Source organism: Nonomuraea indica, from assembly GCF_002850745.1.
In the GTDB taxonomy this organism is placed as follows: domain Bacteria; phylum Actinomycetota; class Actinomycetes; order Streptosporangiales; family Streptosporangiaceae; genus Nonomuraea; species Nonomuraea indica.
In genome coordinates, this window is sequence record NZ_KZ559470.1 from 64,849 (window position 1) to 91,322 (window position 26,474).

Annotated in this window: 19 protein-coding genes and 2 pseudogenes; 9 read left to right on the forward strand and 12 right to left on the reverse strand. The window is 73.4% G+C overall.

Going from position 1 to position 26,474, the window contains the following annotated elements; all coding sequences use genetic code 11:
* Positions 1-106 precede the first annotated feature (106 nt).
* The 7 genes from qcrB (at position 107) to CXR44_RS15170 (ending at position 8,733) form a co-directional block, all read left to right on the forward strand.
* Complete coding sequence (qcrB, locus tag CXR44_RS15140; protein WP_101786688.1) at positions 107-1,714, forward strand: cytochrome bc1 complex cytochrome b subunit; 1,608 nt, start codon at positions 107-109, stop codon at positions 1,712-1,714.
* Positions 1,715-2,190: 476 nt separating this feature from the next.
* Positions 2,191-3,525, forward strand: a complete 1,335-nt coding sequence (locus CXR44_RS15145; protein ID WP_101786689.1) for a purine-cytosine permease family protein — start codon at positions 2,191-2,193, stop codon at positions 3,523-3,525.
* Positions 3,526-3,601: 76 nt separating this feature from the next.
* Entirely contained in the window at positions 3,602-5,194 is a 1,593-nt protein-coding gene (locus CXR44_RS15150; RefSeq protein ID WP_101786690.1) for a hydantoinase/oxoprolinase N-terminal domain-containing protein, read from the forward strand.
* Positions 5,179-6,288 carry an S-methyl thiohydantoin desulfurase family protein gene (locus tag CXR44_RS15155; RefSeq protein WP_101786691.1) on the forward strand — a complete coding sequence of 370 codons (1,110 nt, stop codon included), beginning with the start codon at positions 5,179-5,181 and terminating at the stop codon, positions 6,286-6,288. The genes CXR44_RS15150 and CXR44_RS15155 overlap by 16 nt, the downstream gene beginning before the upstream one ends.
* 154 nt (positions 6,289-6,442) lie before the next feature.
* Entirely contained in the window at positions 6,443-7,270 is an 828-nt protein-coding gene (locus tag CXR44_RS15160) for an SDR family oxidoreductase (RefSeq protein WP_101786692.1), read from the forward strand.
* 108 nt (positions 7,271-7,378) lie between these two features.
* Entirely contained in the window at positions 7,379-7,957 is a 579-nt protein-coding gene (locus CXR44_RS15165) for a PadR family transcriptional regulator (RefSeq protein ID WP_101786693.1), read from the forward strand.
* Positions 7,954-8,733, forward strand: coding sequence for an SGNH/GDSL hydrolase family protein (locus CXR44_RS15170; protein ID WP_101786694.1), 780 nt, complete (start codon positions 7,954-7,956; stop codon positions 8,731-8,733). Before CXR44_RS15165 ends, CXR44_RS15170 begins: the two co-directional genes overlap by 4 nt.
* Before the next feature lie 4 nt (positions 8,734-8,737).
* Here the strand turns inward: CXR44_RS15170 and CXR44_RS15175 are convergent, their stop codons facing one another.
* The 10 genes and pseudogenes from CXR44_RS15175 to CXR44_RS15215 all read right to left on the reverse strand — a co-directional run bounded on the left by CXR44_RS15175 (position 8,738) and on the right by CXR44_RS15215 (position 19,529).
* Entirely contained in the window at positions 8,738-10,183 is a 1,446-nt protein-coding gene (locus CXR44_RS15175; RefSeq protein ID WP_101786695.1) for a multicopper oxidase family protein, read from the reverse strand.
* 78 nt (positions 10,184-10,261) lie between these two features.
* Complete coding sequence (locus CXR44_RS15180) at positions 10,262-12,082, reverse strand: sensor histidine kinase (RefSeq protein WP_101786696.1); 1,821 nt, start codon at positions 12,080-12,082, stop codon at positions 10,262-10,264.
* Complete coding sequence (locus tag CXR44_RS15185; RefSeq protein WP_101786697.1) at positions 12,073-12,678, reverse strand: response regulator transcription factor; 606 nt, start codon at positions 12,676-12,678, stop codon at positions 12,073-12,075. Before CXR44_RS15185 ends, CXR44_RS15180 begins: the two co-directional genes overlap by 10 nt.
* A gap of 177 nt (positions 12,679-12,855) precedes the next feature.
* Entirely contained in the window at positions 12,856-13,752 is an 897-nt protein-coding gene (locus CXR44_RS41940; protein ID WP_342748549.1) for a rhodanese-like domain-containing protein, read from the reverse strand.
* A gap of 145 nt (positions 13,753-13,897) precedes the next feature.
* Positions 13,898-14,287, reverse strand: a pseudogene (locus CXR44_RS42170) (MBL fold metallo-hydrolase); the annotation flags it as partial.
* A 90-nt stretch (positions 14,288-14,377) separates the two neighbouring features.
* Positions 14,378-15,205, reverse strand: a pseudogene (locus CXR44_RS42175) (sulfite exporter TauE/SafE family protein); the annotation flags it as partial.
* Positions 15,206-15,222: 17 nt separating this feature from the next.
* Positions 15,223-15,807: a rhodanese-like domain-containing protein gene (locus CXR44_RS15200; protein WP_245899176.1), complete on the reverse strand. Its 585-nt coding sequence runs from the start codon at positions 15,805-15,807 to the stop codon at positions 15,223-15,225.
* 315 nt (positions 15,808-16,122) lie between these two features.
* Entirely contained in the window at positions 16,123-17,430 is a 1,308-nt protein-coding gene (locus tag CXR44_RS15205; protein WP_245899177.1) for a galactose-binding domain-containing protein, read from the reverse strand.
* Between the two features lie 12 nt (positions 17,431-17,442).
* Entirely contained in the window at positions 17,443-18,345 is a 903-nt protein-coding gene (locus tag CXR44_RS15210) for a hypothetical protein (protein WP_101786698.1), read from the reverse strand.
* Positions 18,342-19,529, reverse strand: coding sequence for an MFS transporter (locus tag CXR44_RS15215; RefSeq protein WP_101786699.1), 1,188 nt, complete (start codon positions 19,527-19,529; stop codon positions 18,342-18,344). Before CXR44_RS15215 ends, CXR44_RS15210 begins: the two co-directional genes overlap by 4 nt.
* A 358-nt stretch (positions 19,530-19,887) precedes the next feature.
* Here CXR44_RS15215 and rox point away from each other — a divergent pair, with 358 nt between their 5' ends.
* The gene (gene rox, locus CXR44_RS15220) at positions 19,888-21,333 is read left to right on the forward strand and encodes a rifampin monooxygenase (RefSeq protein WP_101786700.1); all 1,446 of its coding nucleotides are present in this window, start codon (positions 19,888-19,890) and stop codon (positions 21,331-21,333) included.
* 96 nt (positions 21,334-21,429) lie between these two features.
* Here rox and CXR44_RS15225 read toward each other — a convergent pair whose 3' ends face one another.
* The gene (locus CXR44_RS15225; RefSeq protein WP_101786961.1) at positions 21,430-22,080 is read right to left on the reverse strand and encodes a class I SAM-dependent methyltransferase; all 651 of its coding nucleotides are present in this window, start codon (positions 22,078-22,080) and stop codon (positions 21,430-21,432) included.
* Positions 22,081-22,339: 259 nt separating this feature from the next.
* Here CXR44_RS15225 and CXR44_RS15230 point away from each other — a divergent pair, with 259 nt between their 5' ends.
* Entirely contained in the window at positions 22,340-23,308 is a 969-nt protein-coding gene (locus CXR44_RS15230; protein WP_101786701.1) for a metallophosphoesterase, read from the forward strand.
* Positions 23,309-23,436: 128 nt separating this feature from the next.
* On the opposite strand, the gene CXR44_RS15235 is transcribed toward CXR44_RS15230, so the two are convergent.
* On the reverse strand, positions 23,437-26,466 hold the full coding sequence (locus tag CXR44_RS15235) for a WD40 repeat domain-containing protein (protein WP_101786702.1): 3,030 nt from the start codon (positions 26,464-26,466) through the stop codon (positions 23,437-23,439).
* Positions 26,467-26,474: the final 8 nt, after the last annotated feature.

Consider the following 26,474-nt stretch of genomic DNA (forward strand, 5'->3'; position numbering starts at 1 on the left):
AAGACGCGAGGCGCCGCGCGATTGTGACATCCCGGCCGCGGTGAAGGATGTCACATTTCCCCGCCCTCGAACGTCTTGGTCATACGCGGACAGAGAGGGAGTAGCCATGCACACCGGACCGAGGGCGGTCCCCGGCACCATCGCCCGGACATCGTCGTTCCTGGACGACCGGCTGGGAGCGGGCCGGTTCCTGAACCGCAACCTGCGCAAGATCTTTCCCGATCACTGGTCCTTCCTGCTGGGCGAGATCGCGCTCTACTCGTTCGTCATCCTGCTGCTCACCGGCACGTTCCTGACGTTGTGGTTCAAGCCGAGCATGGGCCACGTGGTCTACGACGGCGCCTACGCGCCGCTGCGGGGCGTGGGGATGTCGCAGGCGTACGCCTCCACGCTGGAGATCAGCTTCGAGGTGCGCGGCGGGCTGCTCGTCAGGCAGATCCACCACTGGTCGGCGCTGCTGTTCATCGGCGGCATCATGGTCCACGCGCTGCGCGTGTTCTTCACCGGCGCCTACCGCAAACCGCGCGAGCTCACCTGGGTCATCGGCGTCACGATGTTCGCGCTGGCCCTGCTGGCGGGACTCACGGGCTACTCGCTGCCGGACGACCTGCTCTCGGGGGCCGGCCTGCGCGTCACCGAGGGCGTGCTCATCTCGCTGCCCCTGGTCGGCACGTACGTGACCTTCTTCCTGTTCGGCGGGGAGTATCCGGGCGACGACGTCGTCTCCCGGTTCTACGCCCTGCACGTCCTGCTCATCCCGGGAGCGCTGCTGGTGCTGATGTCGGCGCACCTGGTGCTGATGTGGGTGCAGAAACACACCCAGATGCCGGGCAAGGCCCGCACCCGGACGAACGTGGTGGGCGCTCCGCTGTATCCGTCGTTCATGGCCAAGACCACGGCCTTCTTCCTGTTCACCCTGGCCGCCGTGGCCGGGCTGGGCACCTTCGCCCAGATCAACCCCGTGTGGCTGTACGGCCCCTACACCCCGGCCGACATCTCGGCCGGCTCCCAGCCCGACTTCTACCTCGGTTTCCTGGAGGGCGCGCTCCGTCTGATGCCCGCCTGGGAGGTCAACCTCCTCGGCGGCGCCCACGCGGGCACGGTGCCGCTGAGCGTGGTCGTCCCGGCGCTGGTGCCGCTGGGCGTCATCCTCACCGGGATGCTGCTCTACCCGTTCGTCGAACGGTGGATCACCGGTGACGCGCGTGAGCACCACGTCCTGCAGCGTCCCCGCGACAACCCGCACCGCACCTCGATCGGCATGACCGCCGTCGTCTTCTTCGGCGTGCTGTGGCTCCTCGGGGCCAACGACGAGCTGGCTTCCACCTTCCACATCAGCCTGAACGCCACCACCTACGCCGGTCGCGTCCTGGTGGTCGTCGCGCCCGTGCTCGCCTACGTCGTCACCTACCGGATCTGCCTCGGCCTGCAACGCTCCGACGCCGAACTGATCGGACACGGGGTGCCCTCCGGTGTGATCAAGCGCCTGCCCAGCGGCGCGTTCACCGAGGCGCACGCGCCGCTGGCCGAGGACATCGAGGCGCATCTGCGCGGCGGGGAACCCGTGCCGGTGCTCTCCGCCCGGCACGGCTCCGGCATCCCGCCCGCGCTCACGCGCGGCCCTCTCGGCAGGCTGCGGGCCCGGATGTCCGCGGCGTACGGCGGGCAGAAGATCGCGCCGGACGAGGAGCGCGATCGGTCCCTGACGCGCTGAACGCCACGCGGCCGCGCCCCGCCCGGAGCTCCGGCGCGTCAGGAGGGCCCGGCGCGTCAGACGGTCAGGGGGCGGGAGCCGCGACGGGGGATGCGGACCGGAGCGGTGGAGCGGCGGAGGACCAGCTCGGAGCCGGTGCAGCAACGCGCCCCGGGGAGCGGGCAGACCACGGATCTCGTCGAGCAGCCGGCCACCGCGGCCGGCGCCATGTCGCGCACCGGCTGCCTGATGGTCGTCAGCGGTGCAGGCACGCCGGCCGCGGGCGTCGGCTTCAGGGCGCCTCGCGCCCTGCAATCCCTTGCAGGTGCTCTCTGGTGCCGGGTCATCCACGGGAAGCCCTCACGGGCCGGCCGGACCGCGCCCCTGGACCCGCCTGCTCGGGGAACTCCGGGTGCGCCGTGCCTCTTCACGTCAGGGTGATCGTTCTCTACCGTCGCAGCTGTCAACCGCACATCACTCCCCCGAAGGGAAGCACGATGGCGCAACCCCCCACCGGCGTCGCCGCCTCAGGCACGGACACCGGCCTCGCCCGGGACGACCACGCCCTGGAGCGCGTCCCGCCCGCCGCCCGCTACGGCTGGACCACCATCGCCGTGCAACGCTTCGGCCTGCTGTCGGCCCTGTCGCAGTTCCTGCTCGGCGCCACGCTCGGCATGGGCATGGGCTTCTGGCAGGCAGTGCTGGCCGTGACCCTCGGCGCGGCCATCCTGGAGCTCGTCGCCATCGCCCTCGGCATCGCCGGCATGCGGGAGGGCCTGTCCACCAGCCTGCTCGCCCGCTGGGCCGGTTTCGGACGGTACGGCTCCGGTCTGGTCGGCCTGGTCATCGCCGTCTGCCTGCTCGGCTGGTTCGGCGTCCAGTCGGCCGTGCTGGCCCAGGGCGTCTCCGCCCTGCTGGGCGGTTCACCGGCCTGGATCTGGGCGATCGTCGGCGGCCTGGCGATCACCGCGATCGTCGTGCACGGCTTCGCCGGCATGGCGTGGACCGCGTGGATCACCGTCCCGGCCTTTCTCGCGCTGGCCGGCTGGGCCATCGCGGTCGAACTGGCCCAGCGGCCGCTGGGCGAGCTGCTCGCCTCCACGCCGGCCGGGCCGCCGATGAGCCTGGCCCAGGGCGCGACCCTGGTGGCGGGCGGCTTCATCGTCGGCGCGGTGATCAGCCCGGACATGTGCCGGTTCAACCGCAGCGCGGCCGACGTGGTCAAGCAGACCGTGATCGGCATCAGCCTCGGCGAGTACGTGCTCGCGCTGGTCGGCGTGCTGCTGGCGCACGCGCTGCGCACCGGCGACGTGGTCACCATCGTGACCACGACCTCCGGCACCGTCGGCGTGCTCGTCCTGGTCTCGGCGACGTTCAAGACCAACGACTGGAACCTCTACGCGGCCAGCCTCGGCGTGACCAACGCCCTGCACACCGCCTTCGGCGTCAGGGCGGGCCGCGCCGCGGTGACCGTCGCCCTGGGCGTGGTGGGCACCGCGCTGGCCGCGCTCGGCATCGCCGACCATCTGGTCGGCTTCCTGGTCCTGCTGGGCGTCGCGATCCCGCCGATCGCCGGCATCATGGTCGCCGAGTACTTCGTGGTGCGCACCTGGCGGCCGGAGCTGGACGCCTCCCGCGAACGCGGCGAGCTGCCCGCGCGGGCGCCGGGCTGGGTGCCCGCCGCTCTGGTGATCTGGGTGGCCGCCGCGCTGATCGGCCATTTCCTCACCTGGGGCATTCCCGCGCTCAACGCGCTGCTGGCCGCGTTCCTGCTCCACGCGGCGGCGGGCAGGCTGGGCCTGACCGGCTCCGCCCCGCAGCCCCGGCCGTGAACCGGCCCCGGGCCGTCATCTGCCGTTCCGTGCGAATCCGGTATCTCCCCTCCCCCGCAGACAGGAGCACACAGCCGTGCGAATAGGGATCGACGTGGGCGGCACCCACACCGATGCCGTCCTGCTCGACCAGGCCATGACCGTCGTGGCCGAGATCAAGACTGCGACGACGTCCGACGTGACCGGCGGCATCGTCGCGGCACTGCAGCGACTGCTCGACCGCGGCGGCCTCGACCGCGCGCACGTGGACGCCGTCATGATCGGCACCACCCACTTCACCAACGCCCTGGTCACCCGGCGCCGCCTGGCCCGCACCGGCGTCGTACGGCTGGCGCTTCCCGCCACGGCGGCGCTGCCGCCGGCCACCGGCTGGCCGGCGGAGCTGCTGGAGGCCGTCCGGCCGAGCGTGCACCTGTGCCACGGGGGCCACGAGTTCGACGGCCGTCCCATCTCCCCGCTGGACCCCGACGAGCTCAAGCGGGTGGCGGTCGACCTGGCCGCGCACGACATCACCACGGTGGCGATCAGCTCGGTCTTCTCCCCCGTCACCGCCGAGGCCGAGCTGGCCGCCGCCGACATCCTGCGGGCCGAGCTGCCGCACCTGCGCGTCAGCCTGTCCCACCGGATCGGCCGCATCCGCATGCTGGAGCGGGAGAACGCCACCATCGTCAACGCCTGCCTGCTGGACCTCGCCGACGAGATCGTCGACGCCTTCACCGGCGCCCTGCGCGCCGTCGGGGTCAGCGCGCCGCTGTTCCTGTCGCAGAACGACGGGACCCTCATGGACGCCGAACACACCCGCCGCTACCCCGTGCGCACCTTCGCCTCCGGCCCGACCAACAGCATGCGCGGCGCGGCCTTCCTGGCCGGCCTCACCAACGCCGCGGTGGTCGACATCGGCGGCACCACCGCCGACGTCGGCGTCCTGACCGGCGGCTACCCACGACAGGCGAGCACCGACGTGGACATCGCCGGCGTGCGCACCAACTTCCGCATGCCCGACGTCGTCTCCGTCGGCCTGGGCGGAGGCAGCCGCGTCACCCACCGGCCCGACCTGCGGATCGGGCCGGACTCGGTCGGCTACCGGCTCACCGACGAGGCGCTCGTCTTCGGCGGCCACACCCTCACGGCCACCGACCTGGCGGTCGCCGCCGGGCTGGCCGACATCGGCGACCCCTCGCTGGTGCGCCACCTCGACCGCGACCTGGTACGGCGTGGCACGGCCTGGATGGCCGACCGCGTCGCCGGCCTCGTCGACCGGATGCGGCTGACCGCCGACCCGCTGCCGGTCATCATCGTGGGCGGCGGCAGCGTCCTCATGCCGCCCGCCCTGCCCGGCATCCCCGAGGTGCGCATTCCCGGCCACCACGGCGTCGCCAACGCCATCGGCGCCGCGATCGGCCAGATCGGCGGCGAGGTGGACCGGCTGTTCGTCATCGGCTCCCGGCTCAGCCGCGACGACGTCCTCGACCGGGCTCGCGCCGAGGCCGTCGACCTGGCCGTCTCCGCCGGAGCCGTGCCCGAGACCGTCGAGATCGCCCACATCGACGAGATCCACGTCGACTACCTGCCCGGCAACGCCGTCCGCGTCGTCGTCCGCGCCGTCGGAGACCTCGACCTCGGCCGCGCCCGCACCCCGGAGGAGGCCACCCCATGGGCTACGACCTGACCCTGCAGGGCCTGCACGACCTGGCCGAGGGCGCCGCCGTCCTCGGCACCGGCGGCGGCGGAGACCCCTACATCGGCCGTCTCCTGGTCGAACAGGAGATGCGCGCGGGACGTACCGTCCACATCATCGGCGCCGACGAGCTGCCCGACGGCGCGCTCGTGCTGCCGTCGTCGATGATGGGCGCGCCCACCGTGTTCGTGGAGAAGCTGCCCTCCGGGGCCGGCAACGTCGCCGCCTTCCGGGCGTTGGAGGCCCATCTCGGCCGCACCGCCGCCGCCGTCATGCCGACCGAGTGCGGCGGGCTCAACAGCATGATCCCGTTGATGCTCGGCGCGCAGCTCGGCCTGCCCGTGGTGGACGCCGACGGCATGGGCCGCGCCTTCCCCGAGCTGCAGATGCAGACCTTCGGCGTGCTGGGGGTGTCCGGCTCGCCGATGGCGATCGCCTCCGACCACGGCGACACCAGCATCATCGACGCCACCGACAACAAACGGATGGAGCAGCTGGCCCGCGCGCTGACCGTCCAGATGGGCGGCGCCTCCTACATCAGCGACTACCCGATGGACACCGACGACGTCCGCCGCACCTCCGTGCACGGCACGCTCACCCTGTGCCGCCGCATCGGCGAGACCCTGCGGCAGGCGCGCGCGGCGCACGCCGACCCCTTCGACGCCCTCACCTCGATGCTGGCCGGCACTATCTACAGCCTCGGTGTCGCCCTCTTCCGCGGCAAGCTCGTCGACGTGGAACGCCGCACGGTGGACGGCTTCGCCCGCGGCAGGGCGCGGCTCGAGTCGGACGGCGACCCGGACGACACCCTGGAGATCACCTTCCAGAACGAGCACCTGGTCGCCCGTCGCGACGGCACGGTCGTCGCCATCGTCCCGGACCTGATCTGCACCCTCAACAGCGAGACCGGCGCACCGATCCCCACCGAGTCGCTCGCCTACGGCCAACGGCTCACGGTGTACGGCATCTCCACCCCGCCGATCATGCGGACCCCCGAGGCGCTGGCGTGCTTCGGCCCCGCCGGATTCGGCCTTCCGGACCGCTACACCCCGCTGGAGGACCTTCTCCTCACCCTCCGCCCCTGACCCACCCGCCGTCCGGGCCTCGGACCGTGCGGCCCGGGGCCCGGACGGCCGCTCCTTCACCGGCGCACGCCCGGGCCCCGGGCGGAAGGCGCCGGGCGTACGGGCGCGCACGGGCCACCCGGTCCGGCGGCCCCGGCACGGTACCGTGACGGCGATGGATCTCCTGGTGATCGGCGGCAGCGGCTTCCTCGGGCAGGAGGTCGTCCGACGGGCCCGGCGCGCAGGCACCCGCGTCGTGGCGACGTTCCGTCGCCGTGCCCCGGCCGTCACCGGCGTCGACTGGCGCGCACTCGACATCAGGCGCCGCGACGAGGTCATGGCCCTGGTCCAGCGGACCCGGCCCGCCGCGATCGTCAACACCGCGTCACGGCGGGCCGACTGGGCGACCACCGCGGACGGTGCGGCGCACGTCGCCGCGGCAGCCGCGGCCGTCGGCGCCCGGTTGGTGCACGTGTCCAGCGACGCGGTGTTCTCCGGACTGGCGAGACGCTACGACGAGACCTGCCCGCCCGATCCCACGACCCCCTACGGCGCCGCCAAGGCCGCGGCCGAGACGGCGATCAAGGGCCTCGATCCCACCGCCGTGATCGCCCGGACCTCGCTCATCATCGGGGGCGGAGGCTCGCCGCACGAGGCCCGCGTGCACGCGCTCGCGTCCGGCACCACAGCCGGTGTCCTGTTCACCGACGACGTGCGGTGCCCGGTCCACGTCACCGACCTCGCCTCGGCGCTGCTGGAGCTCACCGGCTCGTCCTCTTCGGGGATCCACCACGTCGCCGGAGCCGACGCCGTCACCCGCCACGAGCTCGGCGTGCTCATCGCCCGCCGCGACGGCCTCGACGAGGCCGGCCTGCCCACCGGCCTGCGCGCCCGGACGGGCCCACCGGGCCCCCTCGACGTACGCCTGGACTGCGCCCTGACCCGGTCGCGGCTGACGACCCGGCTTCGGGGTGCGCGCGAGTTCCTCGCCGTCCCGCGTTGACCTCGGCCCGCCGCCGGGTCCGCCATGGCCGACGGGAAGCCGGGCTGTCGGAGCGCTTCTCGCAGGCCTATAGTCATCGACATGACTATTCATGGAAACGAGTAGGCCGTGAGCCTGCGACACGCGGTCCTCGCGGCGCTGCTCGACGGCGAACACAGCGGCTACCAGCTCACCAAGCTCTTCGACGTGGGCGTCTCCAACTTCTGGTACGCCGCCCCGCAACAGCTCTACGCCGAGCTGACGAAGCTGGAGGCCGACGGGCTGGTCGCGGGGCGCGAGGTCGTCCAGCAGGGGCGGCCCAACAAACGCGTCTTCACGGTCACCGAGGCCGGCGTCGCCGAGCTGGCCGCCTTCGCCGCGGCACCGGCCAAGCCGCTGCTGATCCGCGATGATCTGGTCGTCAAGGTGCACGCCGTGGACGTGCTCGACCCCGCGCCGCTGATCGCCCAGCTCCTGGAGCGGGCGGAGCAGGCCGCGGCCAAGCTGGCGCTCTTCGAGACGATGCTGAAGCGCCTGCGCGGCGACCGGGACGAGGGGGCGTTCCTCCGCGAAGGCGAGCGCATCGGCCCGTACCTGTCCTGCCTGGCCGGGTGCCGCCTGGAGCGGGAGATGCGCGACTGGTGCCTGAGCACCGCCCGGACGCTCGGCGAGCGCTCCGCCCACCCCGGAAGGACGACGAGATCATGAGCTACCGGCGTTACGTGGCGCTCGGCGACAGCCAGACCGAGGGCCTCGGCGACCACGACGACGCGGGCGGGCACCGCGGGTGGGCCGACCGGCTCGCCGAGCACCTCGCCCGCGTCGACCCCGGCGTGCGCTACGCCAACCTCGCCGTCCGGGGCCGCCTGGCCGCCCAGGTGCGCGACGAGCAACTGCCGGCCGCGCTGGAGCTGCGGCCCGACCTGGCCACGGTCATGGCCGGGATGAACGACCTGATCCGGCCGGGCTTCGACGCCGCCGAGGTGGCCGCGGCGCTGGAGGAGACGTTCGCGGCGCTGACCGCCGCGGGGGCGCGCGTGGTGAGCGTGACGTTCCCCGACCTCGGCGCGATCACCCCGCTGGCTCGCCCGCTCGTGCCCCGGGTGCTCGACCTCAACGCCCGCATCGAGAAGGCGGCGGCGCGCCACGGGGTCACGCTGATCGACACGTTCCCGCTCGCCTTCGTCACCGACGCGAGGATGTGGAGCAGCGACCGGTTGCACGCCAGTCCGGTGGGGCACGCCCGCTTCGCGGCCGCCTTCGCGCACGCGCTGGGGCTCCCCGGCTGGGACGACGCGTGGATGACCCCCCTGCCCGCGCTGCCCGCCCCGGCGGCCTGGCGGGCGGTGGCGGCGGAGGCGCGGTGGCTGGCCACCTTCGGCGGGCCCTGGCTGGGCCGGCGCCTGCGCGGCCGATCCTCGGGCGACGCCCGCACCGCCAAGCGGCCGCTGCTCATGCCGGTGGTCGAGGGACCCTCGGGGTGAGGCGCTACCCGTGGTGGCCGGCGATGGTGCGCGGCACCTGGTTCTCGGTGCCGGGCTCCACGATCACGAACTGGCCCATCATGCCGGAGTCCTCGTGCCGCAGGATGTGGCAGTGGTACATGTACGGCGTGGCCGGGTCGGTGAACCGGCCGAACCGCACGGCGACCCGCACCGTGCTCTTCGGCGGCACGTAGACGGTGTCCTTGTGGCCGCTCGCGTACGCCGGCGGCTTCTCCCCGTCCACGTCGAGCACCTGGAACGCCACCTCGTGGATGTGGAAGTTGTGGGCGTAGACGGTGTTCTCGATCTCCCAGATCTCGGTGGCGCCGGCGGGCACCACCTCGTCGATGCGCGACATGTCCATCTCCTTGCCGTTGATGGCGTCGTGCCCGTTGAGCCGGAACCGGCGGACCCTGGCGCCCGGGGGCACCACGATCGGAGCGGGCTCGGCCAGCCGGTCCGGGAGGCCGGGAGAGGCGGCGAGCCGCGGCGCCGCGACGATCTTCAGCAGGTCGAAGTCGCCCTCGTCGATGTCGTCGGACCCCGACCGCGTGCGCAGCAGGACCTGTTCCCCGGCCGTGAAGGTCACGACGACCTCCACCCGTTCGCCCGGCGTGAGGGAGACCTCGTCCACCGGGACGGGGGCGGGCAGCAGGCCGGCGTCGTTGCCGACGACGTGGAACGTCCGGCCGTCGGCGAACGTGAGGTGGTACATCCGGGCGTTCGACCCGTTGAGGACGCGGAAGCGCACCCGCTCGGTGCGCACGTTGAGGAACGGGGCGTGCACGCCGTTGACCAGCATGTGGTCGCCCAGGATGCCGAAGGTGCCCGTCAACGGGTCGCCGGACGGCGAGCCGTCCTCGGCGAGGTTCTTGTCCTGCAGGATGAGGGGTATGTCGTCGACCCCGTACGCCGCGGGCAGCCCGGGCGCGGTCCGGTCGTCGATGATGAACATGCCGGCGAGCCCGCGGTAGACGTGCCTGGCGGTCGCGCCGTGCGGGTGGGGGTGGTACCACGACGTGGCGGCGGGCTGGTCGATGGTCCAGTGCGGGCTCCACGTGGCGCCCGGCGCGATCGTCTGGTGCGGCCCGCCGTCCATCCTCGCGGGGAGCCGCATCCCGTGCCAGTGCACGGTGCTCGCCTCGTCCAGGCGGTTGGCGACCGTGACGCGGACCTTGTCGCCGCGTGCCGCCCGGATCGTCGGCCCGAGGTGCGGGCCGTTGAACCCCCACGTCTCGACGGGCCTGCCGGGCAGGATCTCGCTGCGGCCCCGCTGCATCGTCAGCGCGAACGTCCGCGTCCCGTCCTTGTCCACCTCGGGCTTCAGCAGCGGAGGCACGCGCAGCTCGGTGCGGAAGGCGGCCGGATCGCTCGCGCGTGGAGTGCTGGACCCGCAGGCGGAGGCGAGGCCCGCGAGGGCGGCGGTCGCGAGGAACTGTCGGCGGTTCATGGTCCCCGGTTGATCTCTCGTGTGGATGTGGCGCCCCTACTGTGCGGCATCGGGCCCCGCCCGGCACAGTCGCCCGGTTCACCTCGCGGGCGTGAGATCCTCATGATCCACGGGGGTGCGGGCGAGGAGCTCGAAATGGTTGCCGGTCAGGGTGGTGGTGAGCTCGCCGCCGATGGCGGTCAGGCGGGCCCGCAGGTTCTCCAGCCCCGTGCCCGGCTCGCCGGTGGCGGGCGCGGCTCCGTCGTTGGCCACGCGCAGCCGTACGCGGCCGTCCTCGGCGGCGATCTCGATCAGGCACTCGTGCGGCGTGCTGTGCCTGAGCACGTTGGTGACCGCCTCGCGCAGCACCACGGCGAGCACGGGCTCGGCCGGCCCGGCCACGGGCGCGGCGTGGACCCGCACGGCCGCTCCGGCGGATTCCAGCACGGCTCTGGCGGAGTCGACCTCGGCGGCCAGCGACAGGGGCCGGCCCGGCGCGCTCAGCGCGGCGATGTCGACGAGCGCGGCCTGTGCCGCGTGCGTCATCCGTTCGAGGTGTCTCGTGGCGCCCCCCGGGTCGGTGTCCAGCAGCCGCAGCGTGAGGTCCCCGTGCAGGACGATCGCGGTCAGGCCGCGGCCGAGCAGATCGTGCACGTCCCGGCCCATCCGCAGCCGCTCGCGTAGGGCCTCCACCTCGACCAGCTCCGCCCGGGTGCGCCTGAGCTCGGTGATGAGGCCGACCAGCCGGGTCAGGCCGTAGACGGCGATGGCCGTCGATACGGCAGTGCAGAACTGGTAGGCGCCCACGAACGGGCCTTCGCCCAACCAGCCATCGACGGCGTCGATGCCGAAGATCGCCATGCACAGCGGCCCGGACACGCGGGCCGGAGCGCACAGCAGGACGACGCCGGCGAAGAATCCCGACACCAGCAGTCCGGACGTCTCCCCGACCGCCAGGGGGCCGTAGACGGTCATGGCCTGAGCCGCGAGGGTCCAGCGCAGGGACCTGGGCCGCCTGCCCGCGTGCACGGCGGACAGGTGCCAGAACTGCAGGGCGAAGGTCACGGGCAGCACCGCCAGGTGCCAGACGTGTGCGGAGCCGCGGCCTTGCTCCGCGTCGGCGACGAAGGCGAACAGAGAGTGACCGATGAACAGGACATGCGTGGCCACGAGGATCGGTGTGGCCGACCGGGCGATCCGCGCGTCATGATCGCGGGCCGGGACCGGGACCGGCACGTCGGCGTGCGGCAGGGACCGCACCCGGTCCAGTGCCCCGCGTGCGACGGCGACGGCCCGTGAGACGTCGCCTCGCGTCGTCTGCGCCCGGCCGTGGCGCAGCGCCCGCCGCGCCAGGTGCTCGATGGCGGTCACGTCGCTCTCGACCTGGTGCTGCACGTGCCGGCGAAGCCGTAACCGTTCGACCTCCCGGGCCCTGGTGGCCAGCTCCGCCCGCTCCTCCCGTACGCGGTTCAGCAGCTCGGTGAGCCGGCTGAGGGCGTACAGCAGCAGGCCGACGTTGAGGGGGGCGACGACCGCGTAGTAGACGAACAGGGGTGCGGGGTTCAGGGCGAACGCCATGACCCCCTCGACGACCGGGATCAGCCCGAAGATCAGCCACGCGGAGGGACCGCTCACGACGAGAAGAGCGGAGGCGGCGACGAACCCCGAGCCGCCCGCCCGCCAGGCGTCGGCCTCCACCAGCAGCGGCAGGTAGTTGAGCACGGCCTGGACCAGGAAGAGCAGCACGGACAGGCGCCGCCTGCCCAGCGACAGCGAGATCGGCAGCTGCAGCGCGGCGACCCCGACGATGGCGCCCACCAGCACCGGCCCGGCCGAGGCCTCGGCGACGTGGTAGGACACCCGCGCCACGCAGACGACGCAGATGAAGACGGCCAGCAGCCGTACCGGGCTCAGAGCCAACCGGCGTCCTGGGCGATCCGGACGGCGTGCAGCCGGTTGCGGGCGTGCAGCGTGGCGACGATCCCGGTGAGGTAGTTGCGCACGGTGCCCACGGACAGGAACAGCGCCTCGGCGATCTGCTCCACGTCCTCACCCTCGGCGAACCTCCGCAGCACCTCCAGCTCGCGCGGTCTGAGCGGGCTCTCGACCGCCTCCAGCGCCGCCACGGCGAGCTTGGGATCGATCACCCGCTCCCCCGCCGCGACCCTGCGGATCGCGTCGGCCAGCTGGTCCGGCGGGGCGTCCTTGACCACGAACCCGGACGCCTTCGCGGCGAACGCCCTCCGGACGCTTCCCGGCCGGCCGAAGCTCGTCAGGATCAGCACCTGGCAGCGCGGTACGCGCCTGCGCAGCTCGGCCGCGGCGCTGAGCCCGTCGATTCCCGGCAGTCCCACGTCGATCACCGCCACGTCGGGCGCGTGCTCCAGCGCCAGGCGCACGATCTCGTCGCCGGACGCCGCCTGGGCGACCACCTGGAGGTCGGGTTCGAGATCGAGCAGTGCGACCAGGGCCCCGCGAACCATGTGCATGTCCTCGGCGAGCAGAACCCGGATCATCCATCGCCCCTACCGTCAGGCCCCACTATCGCCACATTTCTACCATCTCGTGAGATCTTCATAGTGGATCATGAAGGTCTCACGCCCCGGGGTGAGCTCGGCGGAGGCGGCCCGGCCGCCGATCAGCGGCGCCTGGTCGTCCCTTCCGCTGTCATCGGGGTCAGCCCTTCCCGTCGTTCATGCCTGCGCGGGGGTGAAGGCGGTCCGCCAGGCGGCGTATCCGCCGATGAGATCGCTCACCTGATCGCGTCCCTTGTGCTCCAGCAGGCCGGCCGCGATGGCGGAACGGGCGCCGCCGGCGCAGTAGACGACGACCGGGCCGTCCGGGATCTCGGCCAGCCGCGCCGGGAGCTGGGCGAGAGGAATGTTGACCGCGCCCTCGACGGCGCCGTCCGCGACCTCGCTCGCGTTGCGGACGTCGAGCAGGAACGGGGGCCGCCGGCCCTGGAGGGCCTCGCGCAGCTGGGCGGCGGTCAGGCGGCTGGAGTGGGCGACCTCGTCGGGCGTGGCGAGGAAGGCGGCCTCGGGGTCGCGCAGGTAGCCGGTGACCGTGTCGAAGCCGATCCGGGCCAGCCGGGTGACGACCTCGGCCTCGCGGTCCTGGGGGGCGATGACGACGATCTCGCGGCCGGGTTCGACGACCGTTCCGGAGCGTTCCGCGAAGCGGCCGTCGGCGGGCACGCTGACAGACCCGCGCAGGTGGGCCAGGGCGAAGTCCTGGGCGTCGCGGGCGTCGAGCACCACGGCGCCGGCGCGGCGCCGGTCGAGGAACTCCTCGGCCGTCAGCGGCCGGGCGTGCGCGGCCACGTCCAGCAGCTCGTGGTTCCTGCGGTTCAGCATGGCGTCGAAGACGAAGTAGCCGGGAGCGGGCGGCTGTCCCTCGGTCACGATGGACAGGAACTCCTCCTCGCTCATCGGCCGGCACGCGTAGTTGGTCAGCCGCTGCACGCCGATCGTCGAGGCCCGTTCGGTGGACAGGTTCTTGCCGCAGGCGGAGCCGGCGCCGTGGGCGGGGAACACCCGCACCTCGTCCGGCAGGCTCATGAGCTTGCGCTGCACGCTGTCGTACAGCATCCGGCCGAGCTGGTCGGAGGTCGTGCCGAGCGAGGCGAGCTGGTCGGAGGTCGGCGAGCTGGTCGGAGGTCGTGCCGAGCGAGGCGAGCAGGTCGGGCCGGCCGACGTCGCCGACGAACAGCGCGTCGCCGGTCAGCACGCCGTACGGCACCGCGTCGCCGGCGTGCTCGCGGACCAGGACGCTGATCGACTCCGGCGTGTGGCCGGGTGTCTCCATGATCTCCAGCACGACGTCCCCGAGTTCGATCCGGTCGCCGTGGGCGAGCCTGCGGATCGGGTACTCGATCTCGGCGAGGCGGCCGTACCCGATCCACGCGCCGGTGCGCGCGGCCAGCTCCAGGTGACCGGCGAGGAAATCGGCGTGGAAGTGGGTGTTGATCACCCCGTCGATCCGCAGCCCGTGCGCCTCGGCGTCGGCGAGGTACTCGGACACGTCGCGCCGGGGGTCCACCACCACGGCCCGGCCTGTCGACGGATCTCCGATCATGTACGAGGCCTGCGAGAGGCAGTCCAGGTAGTACTGCGCGAAGAACATGACACTTCCTTTCTGGGTACCCACGGGTGTGTTCGGTTTCGGTGGAGCGGCGCGCCGGGCCGTCGCGGCCGGGCCGCGTCGCCTGCGCAGGAGGAGAAAGGCGATCCCGGCCAGGGCGGCCGCACCGCCGGCCGGCAGCGTGACGCCCGCCCACGTGGTGGCGAAGAGCGCGGGCGGGGCCTGCTGGATGAGCACGAAGCCGCCCATCACGAGGACGAACCAGCCGAAGCCCCGGCGGAGGCGGTCGGCGTCGAGGTGCCCGGCGAGCCACCCGCCGGCGAGACCGCCGACGACCGCCGCCGCCGTGACGGGCAGGGCGATCGACCAGTCGACCGGGATGGTCCGCAGGTAGCCGGCCAGCCCGGCGAACGACTTCATCGCGATCACCACCAGGGAGGTGGCGACGGCCACGCCCATCGGCATGCCGCCGAGCAGCACCAGCGCGGGGACGACCAGGAACCCTCCACCGGCGCCGACCAGCCCCGTGACCAGGCCGACGACGACACCCTCGACGATGACGTGCAGGACCGGCAGGTTCTCGCGGGCGGGCACGTGCTCGGGAGCCCGTCTACCGCGGATCATCGCCACGGCGGTGGCCAGCATCATCAGCGCGAACCCCGCCAGCAGCACAGCCGCGGGCAGGTGCGGCCCGGCCAGGCCGCCGCCGTAGGCTCCGGCCATTCCGGCCAGGCCGAAGACCAGGCCGGTCTGCCACCTGATGCGGCCGGCGCGCGCGTGACCGACGGCGCTCACCGCGCTCGTCACGCCGACGACGAACAGCGACATGGCGATCGCGGACTTGGCGGGGACGCCCGCGAGGTAGACGAGCAGGGGGACCGTCAGGATCGATCCTCCCCCGCCGAACAGGCCCAGGGTCAGGCCGACGGCGACGGCGCCGGCCAGGGTGAGAGCGGTCATGTCGTCGTCTCGCCCCGTCAGGCCGTGGTTCGCCCGGGGCGGCGGACACAGGCGAGGGCGGCGTCCACGTCGGCGCCCGTGCCGCGGTTGTACGGCAGGCGGGCGAGCAGCATGCCCATGGCGCAGGTGTCGGTCAGCCCGGCGAACACCAGGCCGGCTCCGACGAAGGCGCCGGCGAAGCGCGCTCCGGGCAGCCACAGGTCGGCCACGATGGACGCCAGCACGATCCCACCGGCGACCACCCTGACCTGGCGCTCCAGGCTCCACCGCTGCCTGCCTCGCACCACCGGGGCGCCGGAGGCGATCCAGGCGTTCATGCCGCCGGCGAGGACGACCGCGTCGGGCAGTCCCGCGTCGCAGAGCTTCCTGTGCGCCTGCGTGGCCCGGCCGCCGGACTGGCAGATCAGCAGCATCCGCCCGCCGGCGTCGGTGACGATCCGCCGCAGGTGGATGTCGACCTGGTCGAGCGGCAGGTTGATCGCCCCGCTGATGTGCGCGGTCTCGAACTCGGCGGGCGTCCGGACGTCGACGACCAGCACGTCCTGGTTGGCGGCGATCAGCGCGCGGGCGGTGGCGGGGTCGATGTGGGAGTCGGTGTTCACGGGCTTCTTCTCGTTTCGCTGGGTGGGAATGGTCCGGCGGGTCGCATACCCCAGGGGGTATCTCACGAGCAAAAAGGGGGCACTCCCCTCTATACCACCGGGGGTATGTGCGAGCCCCGCGAGGGCGCCGACAAGGCGCCCGGGCGAGCGCCTTCTTTATACCCCGGGGGGTACCAGAAGGCAACCCGTCGGCAGGGGCCCGGCGACGAGCCGGCCGGTCGGACGCGGGCCCGCCTCGGCCGGGTGGCCCGCTCCCGCCGTCAGCGGCGAAGGGTGGGCCGGCCGGCCGGGCGCGGACCCGTTCCGGCCAGGGGATCAATGGCAGGCGGTCGCCGGGATCGTGTCCCGGACCCGGCCGTCGTCCTGGACGAGCTGGCCGGAGAACCCGGTGTCGGACAGGGTCAGCTTCAGCACGCCGTGCAGGCCGGTCAGGCGTACCAGGCTGTTGGGGTGCACCTCGTGTTCGAAGGTGTAGGTGTCGGCGCCGCCCAGGCCGGCGGTGACGGCCAGCGGCCCGGCCGGGGTGGCCCTGCCGTCGGGGTCCTGAGGCCGGAACCGCTCGTAGACGTGGTCGTGCCCGTTGAGGATCAGGTCGGCGCCGGCGGCGTGGAGCGCCCGCCACGCCGGCAGGCTGACGGGGTTGTAACCCTTGCTGCCGGAGTTGAACAGCGGGTGGTGCCAGTACGCGGCGACGCATCCCCTGGTGTTCCGGGCGAGGTCGTTCTTCAACCAGGTCACCTGCGCCGAGCCGGCGGACATGGACTGCTCGGAGTCGAGGGCGACGAAGTGCCAGTTGCCGTGGTCGAAGCTGTAGTACGTCTTGCCGGCGGGGGTGGCGACGGAGCCGAAGTACGCCTTGTACCCGGCGGCTCCCCCGGCCGGGTCGTAGTACTCGTGGTTGCCCGGCGTGGGCCTGGTCTTGTGCTTGAACCGCCCCCACGTGGTGGCGTAGTAGGACCGGTACTCCGACAGCCGCCCGTCGTCGTACTGGTTGTCGCCCATGGTCAGCACGTAGACGGGGTCGATCGACTCGACCAGCCGGGCGGTGCGCTCGTGCGCGCAGGCGGTGCCGTCGCCCGCGTCGCAGGTCCCGGCGATGTCGCCGGCGGCCGCGACGACGAACGACCCGCCGCCGTCGCCGCCGCCCTTGCCGTAGACCTCCAGCTCCCACAGCGAGTAGCCGTAAGGTGTGGCGCGGGCTGTGCCGTACACCCGCACGTGGCGCCCGCTCCCGGACACGCTCAGGTCGTCGACGCCGCCGTCGCCGGAGGAGGTCGAGTACAGGGTGGTCCAGGACGTCCCGTCGGCCGACACCTGCACCCGGTACGCCTTCGCGTGGGCGACCTCCCAGGACAGCCGCACCCGGCTGATCGTCGCCTGGCCGCCCAGGTCCACTCTGATCCACTGGGGGTCGGCGCCTTCCGCCGAGGCCCAGCGCGTCGTGGCGGCGCCGTCCACGGCCTTGTCGGCGGTGAGGGTGGCGTCCTCCACCGAGGACGCGATGGCGGGCCTGCCCTGCGAGATGAGCCCGTCGGCCGCGTGGCCGGGCGCGGCCTGCCCGATCTGGAGCAGCATGCCCGCCGCGAGCAGCGCCACAGCGGCCCTGATCCGTCTGGATAACACTCCGTTCTCCCTTCAGGTGAGCGTGGGTGAGGAGGCTTCGGTGGCCAGCAGGCGGGGACCGCCGCTCCCGTCGGCAGGCACCGCCCACACGTCGCGGCCCTTGCCGTACATGACGGTGCCGGCGTCGAGCCACGCCACCTGGTCGTCCACGTCGGCGGTCTCGGCGAGCGGGGTCTCCCGGTGGGTGGCCAGGTCCAGCGCGTGCAGGCGCCACGCCCCCGACGGCGTGCGCTTCTTGTAGACGAGCCTGCCGCCGTCCGGGGACAGCGACGGGCACTCGGCGTTCTCCCTGAGCACCCTGGCCTGCCAGCGGGCATAGTCGCCCTCGACGAGATAGGTCTTCCCCCTGGTCGCGACCGTGGCGTAGAAGCGGCTGTCGTCCGGTGCGAAGGTGACGCCCCAGTAGTTCACGTCCGCGGAGTGGTACCGGCGGCCGTCCTTGAGCAGCGGGATCTCCTCGATGCTGACGGTCACGTTCCCGGTCCGGGTGTCGAGCAGCCCGGTCCGCGTGGAGAAGGCGCCGCCGTTGTAGGAGTCGCCGGTGACGAAGACCGTCCAGGAGATCATCCTGCCGCTGCCGGAGACGCGTGCCCTGCTCGGAATCCCGGCGAGCGTGACGCGACGGGTCGGCCGCATGGCGCGGTCGAGGACCAGCGCGTGCGTCGTCGGAACCGCCCCGGGCCGGGCGACCAGGCACACGCCGGTGCCGCGCGCCGCGGCGAAGCGGTCGCATCGGGTGCGGCTGCCGCGGACCAGGCCGGTGGCCAGGTCCCGGACCAGGAGCCGGCCCGGCCTGGCCAGGTCGACGGCGCTCCCGCCGGCCGCGGGCGCCGGGCGGTCAGGCCACAGGGTGTAGCCGGCCGCGCCGCCGCCCAGCACGAGCACCGCGACGAGCAGGATCACGCCGCGTCTCATCGGACCTCCCTCCAGAGCGACAGGCATGCCAGCACGCCCGCCCCCATCGCGATCAGGCCGGGTACGGGGCCGAACGCCGCCCAGGCGGCGCCGTACAGGACGGAGGAGAACATGCGGGCGAGGGCCTGCCCGGTCTGCAGCAGGGCCAGCCCGCTCGTGCGTGACCCGGCCGGCAGCAGCGGCCCGGCGGCGGCCATGAGCACCCCGTCGGTCGCGGCGTAGAAGAGCCCGAGCAGCGGCAGGACGAGCCAGAACGGCCCGGACGCGGCGAGCGCGCCGTAGACGGCCACGAGCGCCAGGTGGCCGAGCACGAACACCGCGCCCCTGCCCAGCCGGTCGGCGAGCCTGCCCAGGGGTACGGCGAGCAGCACGTACGCCGCCGCGGTGCCCAGGGGCAGCAGCGGGAGGTGCTCGGTCGCCAGCCCGGCGTTCCGTTGCAGCAGCAGGTAGACGAAGGCGTCGCTGACCGTGACCAGCCCGAGCGCGCATGCCGTCAGGCACAGCCGCCGGAACCGCGCGTCGCCGAGCAGCGCCCGCGCCGGCCGGCTCGACGCCCGGGGCGGCGCGACCTCGCGCCGGTCGCGGACGTAGAGCACGAAGACGAGCAGGCCCAGCAGGGCGACCGCGAAGCTCACCACGAACACCGCGTCGTAGGCGCCGCTCGCGCCGAGCACCGCGAAGGCGGCCAGCGGGCCGAGGAGCGCCCCTGTGGTGTCCATGGCCCGGTGCACGCCGAACGCCTGGCCGAGCCGCCCGGGATCGGCGCTGAGCGAGATCAGGGCGTCACGCGGGGCGGTGCGCAGGCCCTTGCCGGCCCGGTCGGCCGCCACCACCGCGCCGATCAGGGCGGCCGAGCCGCCGGCCGCGGGGAGGGCAAGCCGGCACGCCGCCGACAGGGCGTAGCCGAGGCCCGCGACCAGTTTGCGCCGCTGCAGCCGGTCGGCGAGACGCGCGCCGGCCAGCCGCAGCACCGCCGTCACGCCGACGTAGAGGCCGTCCACCAGGCCGAAGGCCAGCGGGCTCAACCCCAGCGAGAGCACGAGGTAGAAGGGCAGGACCGCGGTGACCATCTCGGAGGAGACGTCGGTCACCAGGTTCACCGTGCCGAGGGCCAGCACGTTGGCGGGCACGGCGAGGCCGAGCCGGGACACCTTGACACCGGACTTGACACCCGAGATGTACACGGCAGTGCTCCATGGGTGGTCAGCATGGACTGCGCGGCCGGGTCAGTGTCTGAGCGCGTCACGCCGCAGGGGCGCCGCGCCAAGCCGCTTGCCTGGATCGTGGCAAGCGGCCGGGACCGCGTCAAGATAGTTAGGAAATTTTCCTAACTATGCTCGGCAGCTTCCGTCGGCCGTGCCCGGTAAAGGGATGGACGGGAGGACGCCCGGGCTTGTAGCTTGCGGCTGACCGTGACACCGCCCGAGGAGGTGAGACCCATGAACGCTGCAGCGATGTGGGTGCTCCCCCGTCCCGTCATGGTCGGGCGATCGACGTAGGTGTCGCCGGGAGCGCCCCAGGCACTCCCGAAAGGCAACACCTATGCACTCTCAGCAGGTCACCACCGACCTCGATGTGATCATCGCCGGGTGCGGGCCGACCGGTGCGATGCTCGCCGCCGAACTACGGCTGCACGATGTGCGCGTACTCGTGCTGGAGAAGGCGACCGAGCCCACGTCGTTCGTCCGCGTCGTCGGTCTGCACATCCGCAGTCTCGAGCTGATGGCGATGCGGGGACTGCTGGACCGCGTTCTCCGGCATGGGAGACGGCGGCCGGCCGCGGGCTTCTTCGCCGCCATCCCCAAACCCGCGCCCAGGAACCTGGATTCGGCGTACGCCTATCTGCTGGGCATCCCCCAGCCGGTCGTCGAACGGCTGCTCGCGGAGCATGCCATCGATCTGGGCGCCGAGGTCCGGCGCGGTTGCGCGGTCACCGGTCTCGAGCAGGACGACGCGGGTGTGACCGTCGGGCTGGCCGGCGGGGAACGTCTGCGTTCGCGTTACCTCGTCGGCTGTGACGGCGGGCGCAGCACGGTCCGCAAACTGCTCGGTGTCGGCTTCCCCGGCGAGCCCTCACGGACCGAGACGCTGATGGGCGAGATGGAGGTGGGCGTGCCGCACGAGGAGATCGCCGCCAGGGTGACCGAGATCCGCGAGACCCACCGGCCCTTCTGGCTCCGGCCCCACGGCGGCGGGATCTACGGCGTCGTGGTCCCCGCCGCGGGAGTCGGCGACCGCGCGGAACCGCCCACGCTGGAGGACTTCCGGCGACAGTTGCGCGCCGTCGCGGGGACCGATTTCGGCGTGCACTCCCCGCGCTGGATGTCCCGCTTCGGGGATGCCACCCGGCTGGCCGAACGTTATCGGGTCGGGCGGGTGCTGCTGGCCGGCGATGCGGCGCACATCCATCCACCCATCGGCGGGCAGGGCCTCAACCTGGGCGTTCAGGACGCGTTCAACCTCGGCTGGAAACTGGCCGGGCAGATCCGCGGCTGGGCGCCGGAACCGCTGCTGGACACCTACCAGGCCGAACGTCGTCCGGTCGCCGAGGACGTGCTGGACAACACCCGCGCCCAGATGGCGCTGGCGTCCGCCGAACCGGGCGCGCAGGCCATGCGCAGGCTGCTCACCGAACTGATGGACTTCGACGAGGTGAACCGCCATCTGATCGAGAAGATCACCGCGATCGGCGTCCGCTACGACTTCGGCGAAGGCCCGGACCTGCTCGGCCGCCGGCTGCGCGACATCGACGTGGCACAGGGCCGCCTCTACGGTCTGCTGCGTCGCGGCCGCGGCCTGCTGCTGGACCGCACCGGACGCCTCACCGCCGGCGGCTGGTCGGACCGGGTCGATCACCTCGCGGATCCCACCGCGGACGTGGATGTCCCGGGTCTCCTGCTGCGCCCCGACGGCCACGTCGCCTGGATCGGCGACGATCAGCGCCACCTGGACGACCATCTCTCCCGCTGGTTCGGCAGGCCCCGGTGACTGATCTCGCCCGGCGACGGCACGTGATCGAGGCACCAGGCGGCTGAGGACAGTGCAGGGCCCTGTCCGGCGGCGGCCGGTCAGACCCGCCGCGGCTCACCCGGCGGGAGCGTCGTAGACAAGGGTGTACCGCCAGAACAGGCGGCGCCGGATCCGGGCGCCGGGCAGCTCCAGCGCGGCCGCGGCCCGGATGTCGGCCAGGGTCTCCTGCGGATCGGTGGTCGGCGCCGTCATGTGCGCGGGCGGCGCGTCGGCGCGCGCGGGATGCTTGATCAGGCCCATGACCGGATTGGCGATCATGGCCGGGAGGGCGACGAGCAGGTCTGCCGGCCCGGCCTCCCGGTGGCAGCCGACGATGACTAGGCGCCCGCCAGGGGCGAGGCAGCCGCGCAGGGCACGCAGGGTGGGCAGCAGCGGAAGGTGGTGCAGGACGGCGACGAGAGTGACGGCGTCCCACCGCCGGAGCGGGTCGCGCCCGGCGAAGTCGGTCTGGACCACGGTGACCGCGGGGTCGTCGGCGAAGCGCTCCGCCGCGGCCCGGGCGGTGGCGGGATCGGGTTCGAGCCCCGTGACGGTGGCGGCGTGGCGGCGGAGCCGAGCGGCGAGGTTGCCCGTGCCGCACCCCACGTCGAGGACATCGCGGGCGCCGGACGCGGCCACCTGCCGAGCGACCCAGGGGCCGTAGTGGTCGTTGTGGTTCCACGGGTGCCGCCGGTTGAACCGGTCGAGGTGAGACAGCAGCGCCATGACGATCACCCTAACGATCATCCGCGGCGGCCTCCCGCGCCGCATCGCCACGACTGACCCGGCCTGCCCCGTCACAGCCGACCCGACCTGTCCCGTCACGACGGGTGGACGCTTCCGGCACAGCCGACCCGGCCCGACCCGGCACAGCCGACCCGGCCCGACCCGGCACGGCCGATCTGGCCCGACCTGTCGGCCAGGGTTCGCCGGGTCGTCCACTGCGCGTCACCGGCAGGTGCGGGGAGGGTGCGGACAATCACGCATGCGCACAACCCTCCTCGCGGCGGCGCTCGCCGCCGCCTCCCTGGCCGCCTCCGTCGTGGTCCCGTCCACGGCGCACGCCGGATCGTCCGCCGGCGGTCAGGCGGTTTCCTTCGCCCTGATCGGTGACACCCCGTACGGCGACGCCCAGCAGGCCGCCCTGCCTACCCTGGTCGAGGCCGTCGACGCCGATCCGGACGTCAGGTTCGTCCTGCACGCAGGGGACGTCAAGAACGGCTCCTCCACCTGCGACGACGCCCGCTTCGCCGCTCTGGCGGAGCTGTTCGGCACGTTCGACGACCCGTTCGTGCTGACCCCCGGCGACAACGAGTGGACCGACTGCCACCGCACCGCCGCCGGGAGCTACCTGCCCACCGAACGGCTCCAGGCCGTCCGCCGCGTCTTCTTCCCGGTCGCCGGCCGGACGCTCGGCGGGCACCCCATGGGTGTGCGAACCCAGGCCCGCGACCCGCGCCACCGCGACTACCGGGAGAACGTGCTGTTCACGCGGGGCCGGGTGGTGTTCGCGACCGTCCACGTGGTCGGCAGCGAGAACGGGCTCGCCCCGTGGAGCGGGCTGCCCGGCGGAGACCGCCCCGAGGAGCGGACGGCCGAAGTGGCGGCCCGCACCGCGGCCGCGCTCGACTGGATCGACACCGCCTTCTCGACGGCGACCCGTACCCGGGCGCCCGGAGTGCTGCTGATGATGCAGGCCGAGCCGCTGGACACCCCCGGCTTCGCCCGGATCAGGGCCCGGATCGCGGAGCGGGCCCGCGCGTACGGCAAGCCGGTGCTGCTGGTCCACGGCGACGAGCACGTCTACGAGGAGGAGCGCGGCTACGCCGGGGTGCCCAACCTCACCCGGCTGGAGACGTTCGGCGACACCGCCACCTCCTGGCTGCGGGTCACCGCCGACCCGGCGGCCCGGGGCGTCTTCTCCTGGGAGCCGCGGACCGTGGCGGCCGGCTGACCTCGCCCGGCCCTGAGCCCGCCCGTCCCGGTGGCGAGGCTCAGGGCAGCCGGACTGCCGGTGGTGGGCTCAGGGCCGACGGACGTCCCGGCGGCCGGGAACGGACAGCCGTCGGCAGGCTCCCCTGGTCACCACACGTCCACGTCCACGCCGATCGCGATGGTCCGCAGGGCGGTGCGCGCCACATAGGCGCGATCGTTGCTGCCCATGCCGTAGACGCCGGTGTCCTCCGTCCCGGGCAGCAGGTCGAGCACGGCGCTGACGTGGCCGTACGCCGCCGCCTTGCGGGCCACCTGCGCGGACTCGCGGCGCCTGGCCGCCTTGGGAAGCTTCGCCAGCCCGGTGTGCTGGGCGGCGAGATCCGTCAGTTCGTCGTCGGTCGGCGCGGTGGGCCTGCCGTCGGCCGCGACCCGTTCGGCGACCGGCAGGTCGTGCCGCACCGAGGCCCAGTTGACCTCGCCCCACAGCCGGAGCAGATCCGGTTGCCCGTGGACGGTGAGGGCGTGCGCCGCCGTCCAGTCGTCGAACCAGCGCACGCCGTTGGCGTGCGGCCTGTTCGGATCGCGAGGCTCGCTGCGTTCCCCGATCAGCTCGCGCACCAGTTCGATCTCGCCTCTCCGCAGCAGGCACACCAGCCACGGGACGCCGTGGTACCGGTCCCGTGGCGTGCCCACGCCCTCGTCCAGCACGACGCGCGCCTCCTGCTCCCGGCCGCACTCGGTGAGCGCCCAGACCAGCGGCAGGCGGAGGTCCCAGTTCGAACGGTCGGCGTCGGCGGCCTCGCGCGCGGCGGCGAACCACCGCTCGGAGCGGTCGCGATGCCCCAGGACGGCGCAGGCCCCGGCGAGCGCCGCCAGGTCCGCCGCGTCGCTCGCGTCCCCGAGCTCGTCGGCGGAGGGGAGGACGGCGGCGGCTTCGGCGGCGAACCCGCCGGCGCCGAGCGCGAGCGCGATCCGCGCGAGGTGGCCGGGGCGCCGGCGGTGTTCCGGCATCGCGAGGGCCAGCTCGCGGGCATCGGCGGCCTCGCCTCGCCGGGAGCGGACCATCGCGAGCTGCTGGTACGTGTCGACGATCCACTCGCCGTAGCCGGCCGAGCCCGGCCGCGCCAGGTCGACGAGCGTTCCGCGGACCACCGTGATCAGGTCGGCGACGGTGGCGGTGTCGGCCGGCGGCCATGTTCCCGTCGTCCGTGCCGTGCTGCCCCGTCCCCGGAACGGCGCCAGCAGCCGCTCGGTCCCGGGTTCGGTCGTCCCGGCTCCCGCGTGGGCGGGATCGGGGAAGACCGTCCGGTCGCCCCAGCGCGACGGCCAGGCGAAGCGGCGGGCGACGGACCAGGCGAGCCGGCCGTCGAGATCGTCGTCCCGGCCGGGCGGCGCGATGATCGTGCCGTCCTCGAACGCCACCGCCCAGGTGTCCGCGTCCAGCGCGAAGGTCGGGTCGAGCCGGAGCCGGTCGCCGACGTCGCGGCCGGCGAGGACGAGCGGGCGGCGGGCGGCGGGGGCGTGGTGGAACGGGTGGTCGGCCATGATCTCTCCGGTGTCGGGGCGCAGGAAGCGCACCGCGTGCGAGCCGATCGCGATCAGCACGTCGGCGGCGGGCCATTCCAGGCCGAAGCCGTGAACCTCCCGGTTGACGGTGCGCCGGATGCCGTCCAGGACGCGCAGCCGCTCGGGACGCGCGCCGAGTGCCCAGATCTCGATCCGCCCCTCGGCGGTGACGCAGGCGGCCTGCTCGCCGTCCGGCGACCAGGCCCATGACTGGGCGTCCCAGCCGCGCGGGTGGGAGCGGGCGGCCTGGACGTGCAGGTCATGGCGGTGCTCGCCGGTCGTGCCGTCGATGATTCCGACGGTCCCGCCCGCCGGGTCCACCACCGCCAGCCGGCCCCCCGGCCCCCAGCACAGGAGGTCGGCGCCGGGGTAGGCCGGCAGCTCCGCCCTCGTCTCACCGGTGAGGGCGTCGGCGACGACGAGTTTTCCGCCGCGCTGGTGGGCCAGGAGCCGTTCGTCCCGGCTCCACTCGGGCGGGGCCGCGTCCTCGTCCTCCTCCAGGGGCAGCGTCCAGGAGACCTGCCGCTTGTCCACGTCGAGCGAGATCGCGGTGCACGCGTTCCCCGCCTCCCCGTAGATCCGGGAACCGTCGCGCGACCAGAACGCCCGGTCGAGGACGAACCGGGGTTCGTCGCTGCAGGTGTCCTGGAACTCGCCGGCCGGCGGTCCGCCGAACTCGATCGGTGCCGTCCCCTTCGGCGCGGCGTCCGGTGGCCCGGCGACCGAGCCCTCGTGCATCGCCACGATGACGTTGCGCAGGAAGCCGGAGCGGCCTCCGTAGACGCACGCGCGCCTGCCGTCGGGGGCGAGGGCCATGCCGAGCGGCCTGCCGGAGGCGAGGAAGAACGCGTCGGCGATCGGCTCGGGGGCGGTGCCGAACGGGTCCCACACGCCGGTGGCGTTGGTGTTGTACTCCAGCGCGATCCGCGTGCCGTCCGCCGACCACTGGAGACTGCGCGCGTGGCCCGGAAAGCCGACGCCGCCCATGATGCCGTCGATCGCGTGGACGCATCGGCCGGTGGCGACCTCGAAGATCTGCAGGACGCCGCCCCGGTCGTAGTCGTCGCCGGTCCAGCTCCCCACCGCGAGGTACCGGCCGTCGGGGCTGAGGGCGTGGCCGTTCACCTCGCCGTGGTGCACGTCGGAGTGACGCAGCAGCGCGCCCGCGTCCCGGAGCCGGGCGGTCGCGAGGCGGTGCGCGTCGGTGACGCCGTGGGCTTGTTCCAGAGCGTGGAGGGCGGCCCGCAGCGGCACGGTGTCGCGCTCCGGGGAGAACGCGGACCAGTCGGCGTTCTTGACGACGTCGAGTGCCTCGCGGGGTCCCATCCGCTCGTCCGGGACGCCGGTGAACGGGGGTGACGGCGGCGCGGTGCCGAGTTGCCGGCCGTCGAGCACGGCCACCAGCGCGTCCTCGTCATGGATCGGAATGCCGCGAACGGCCGCCGGGCCCGCCTTGGGCCCCGACTTGGCCCCGGCGAAGACGAGGTCCGTCCTCGCCGACACCGACGCGGTCACCTTCGCGCCCATCGCCTCCAGGCCGCGCCTGGCCTCATCCTTCGAAAGCCGGTCGAACCGCCCGGCCAGCACGATCGTGCTGCCACTGATGATCATGCCCGGTG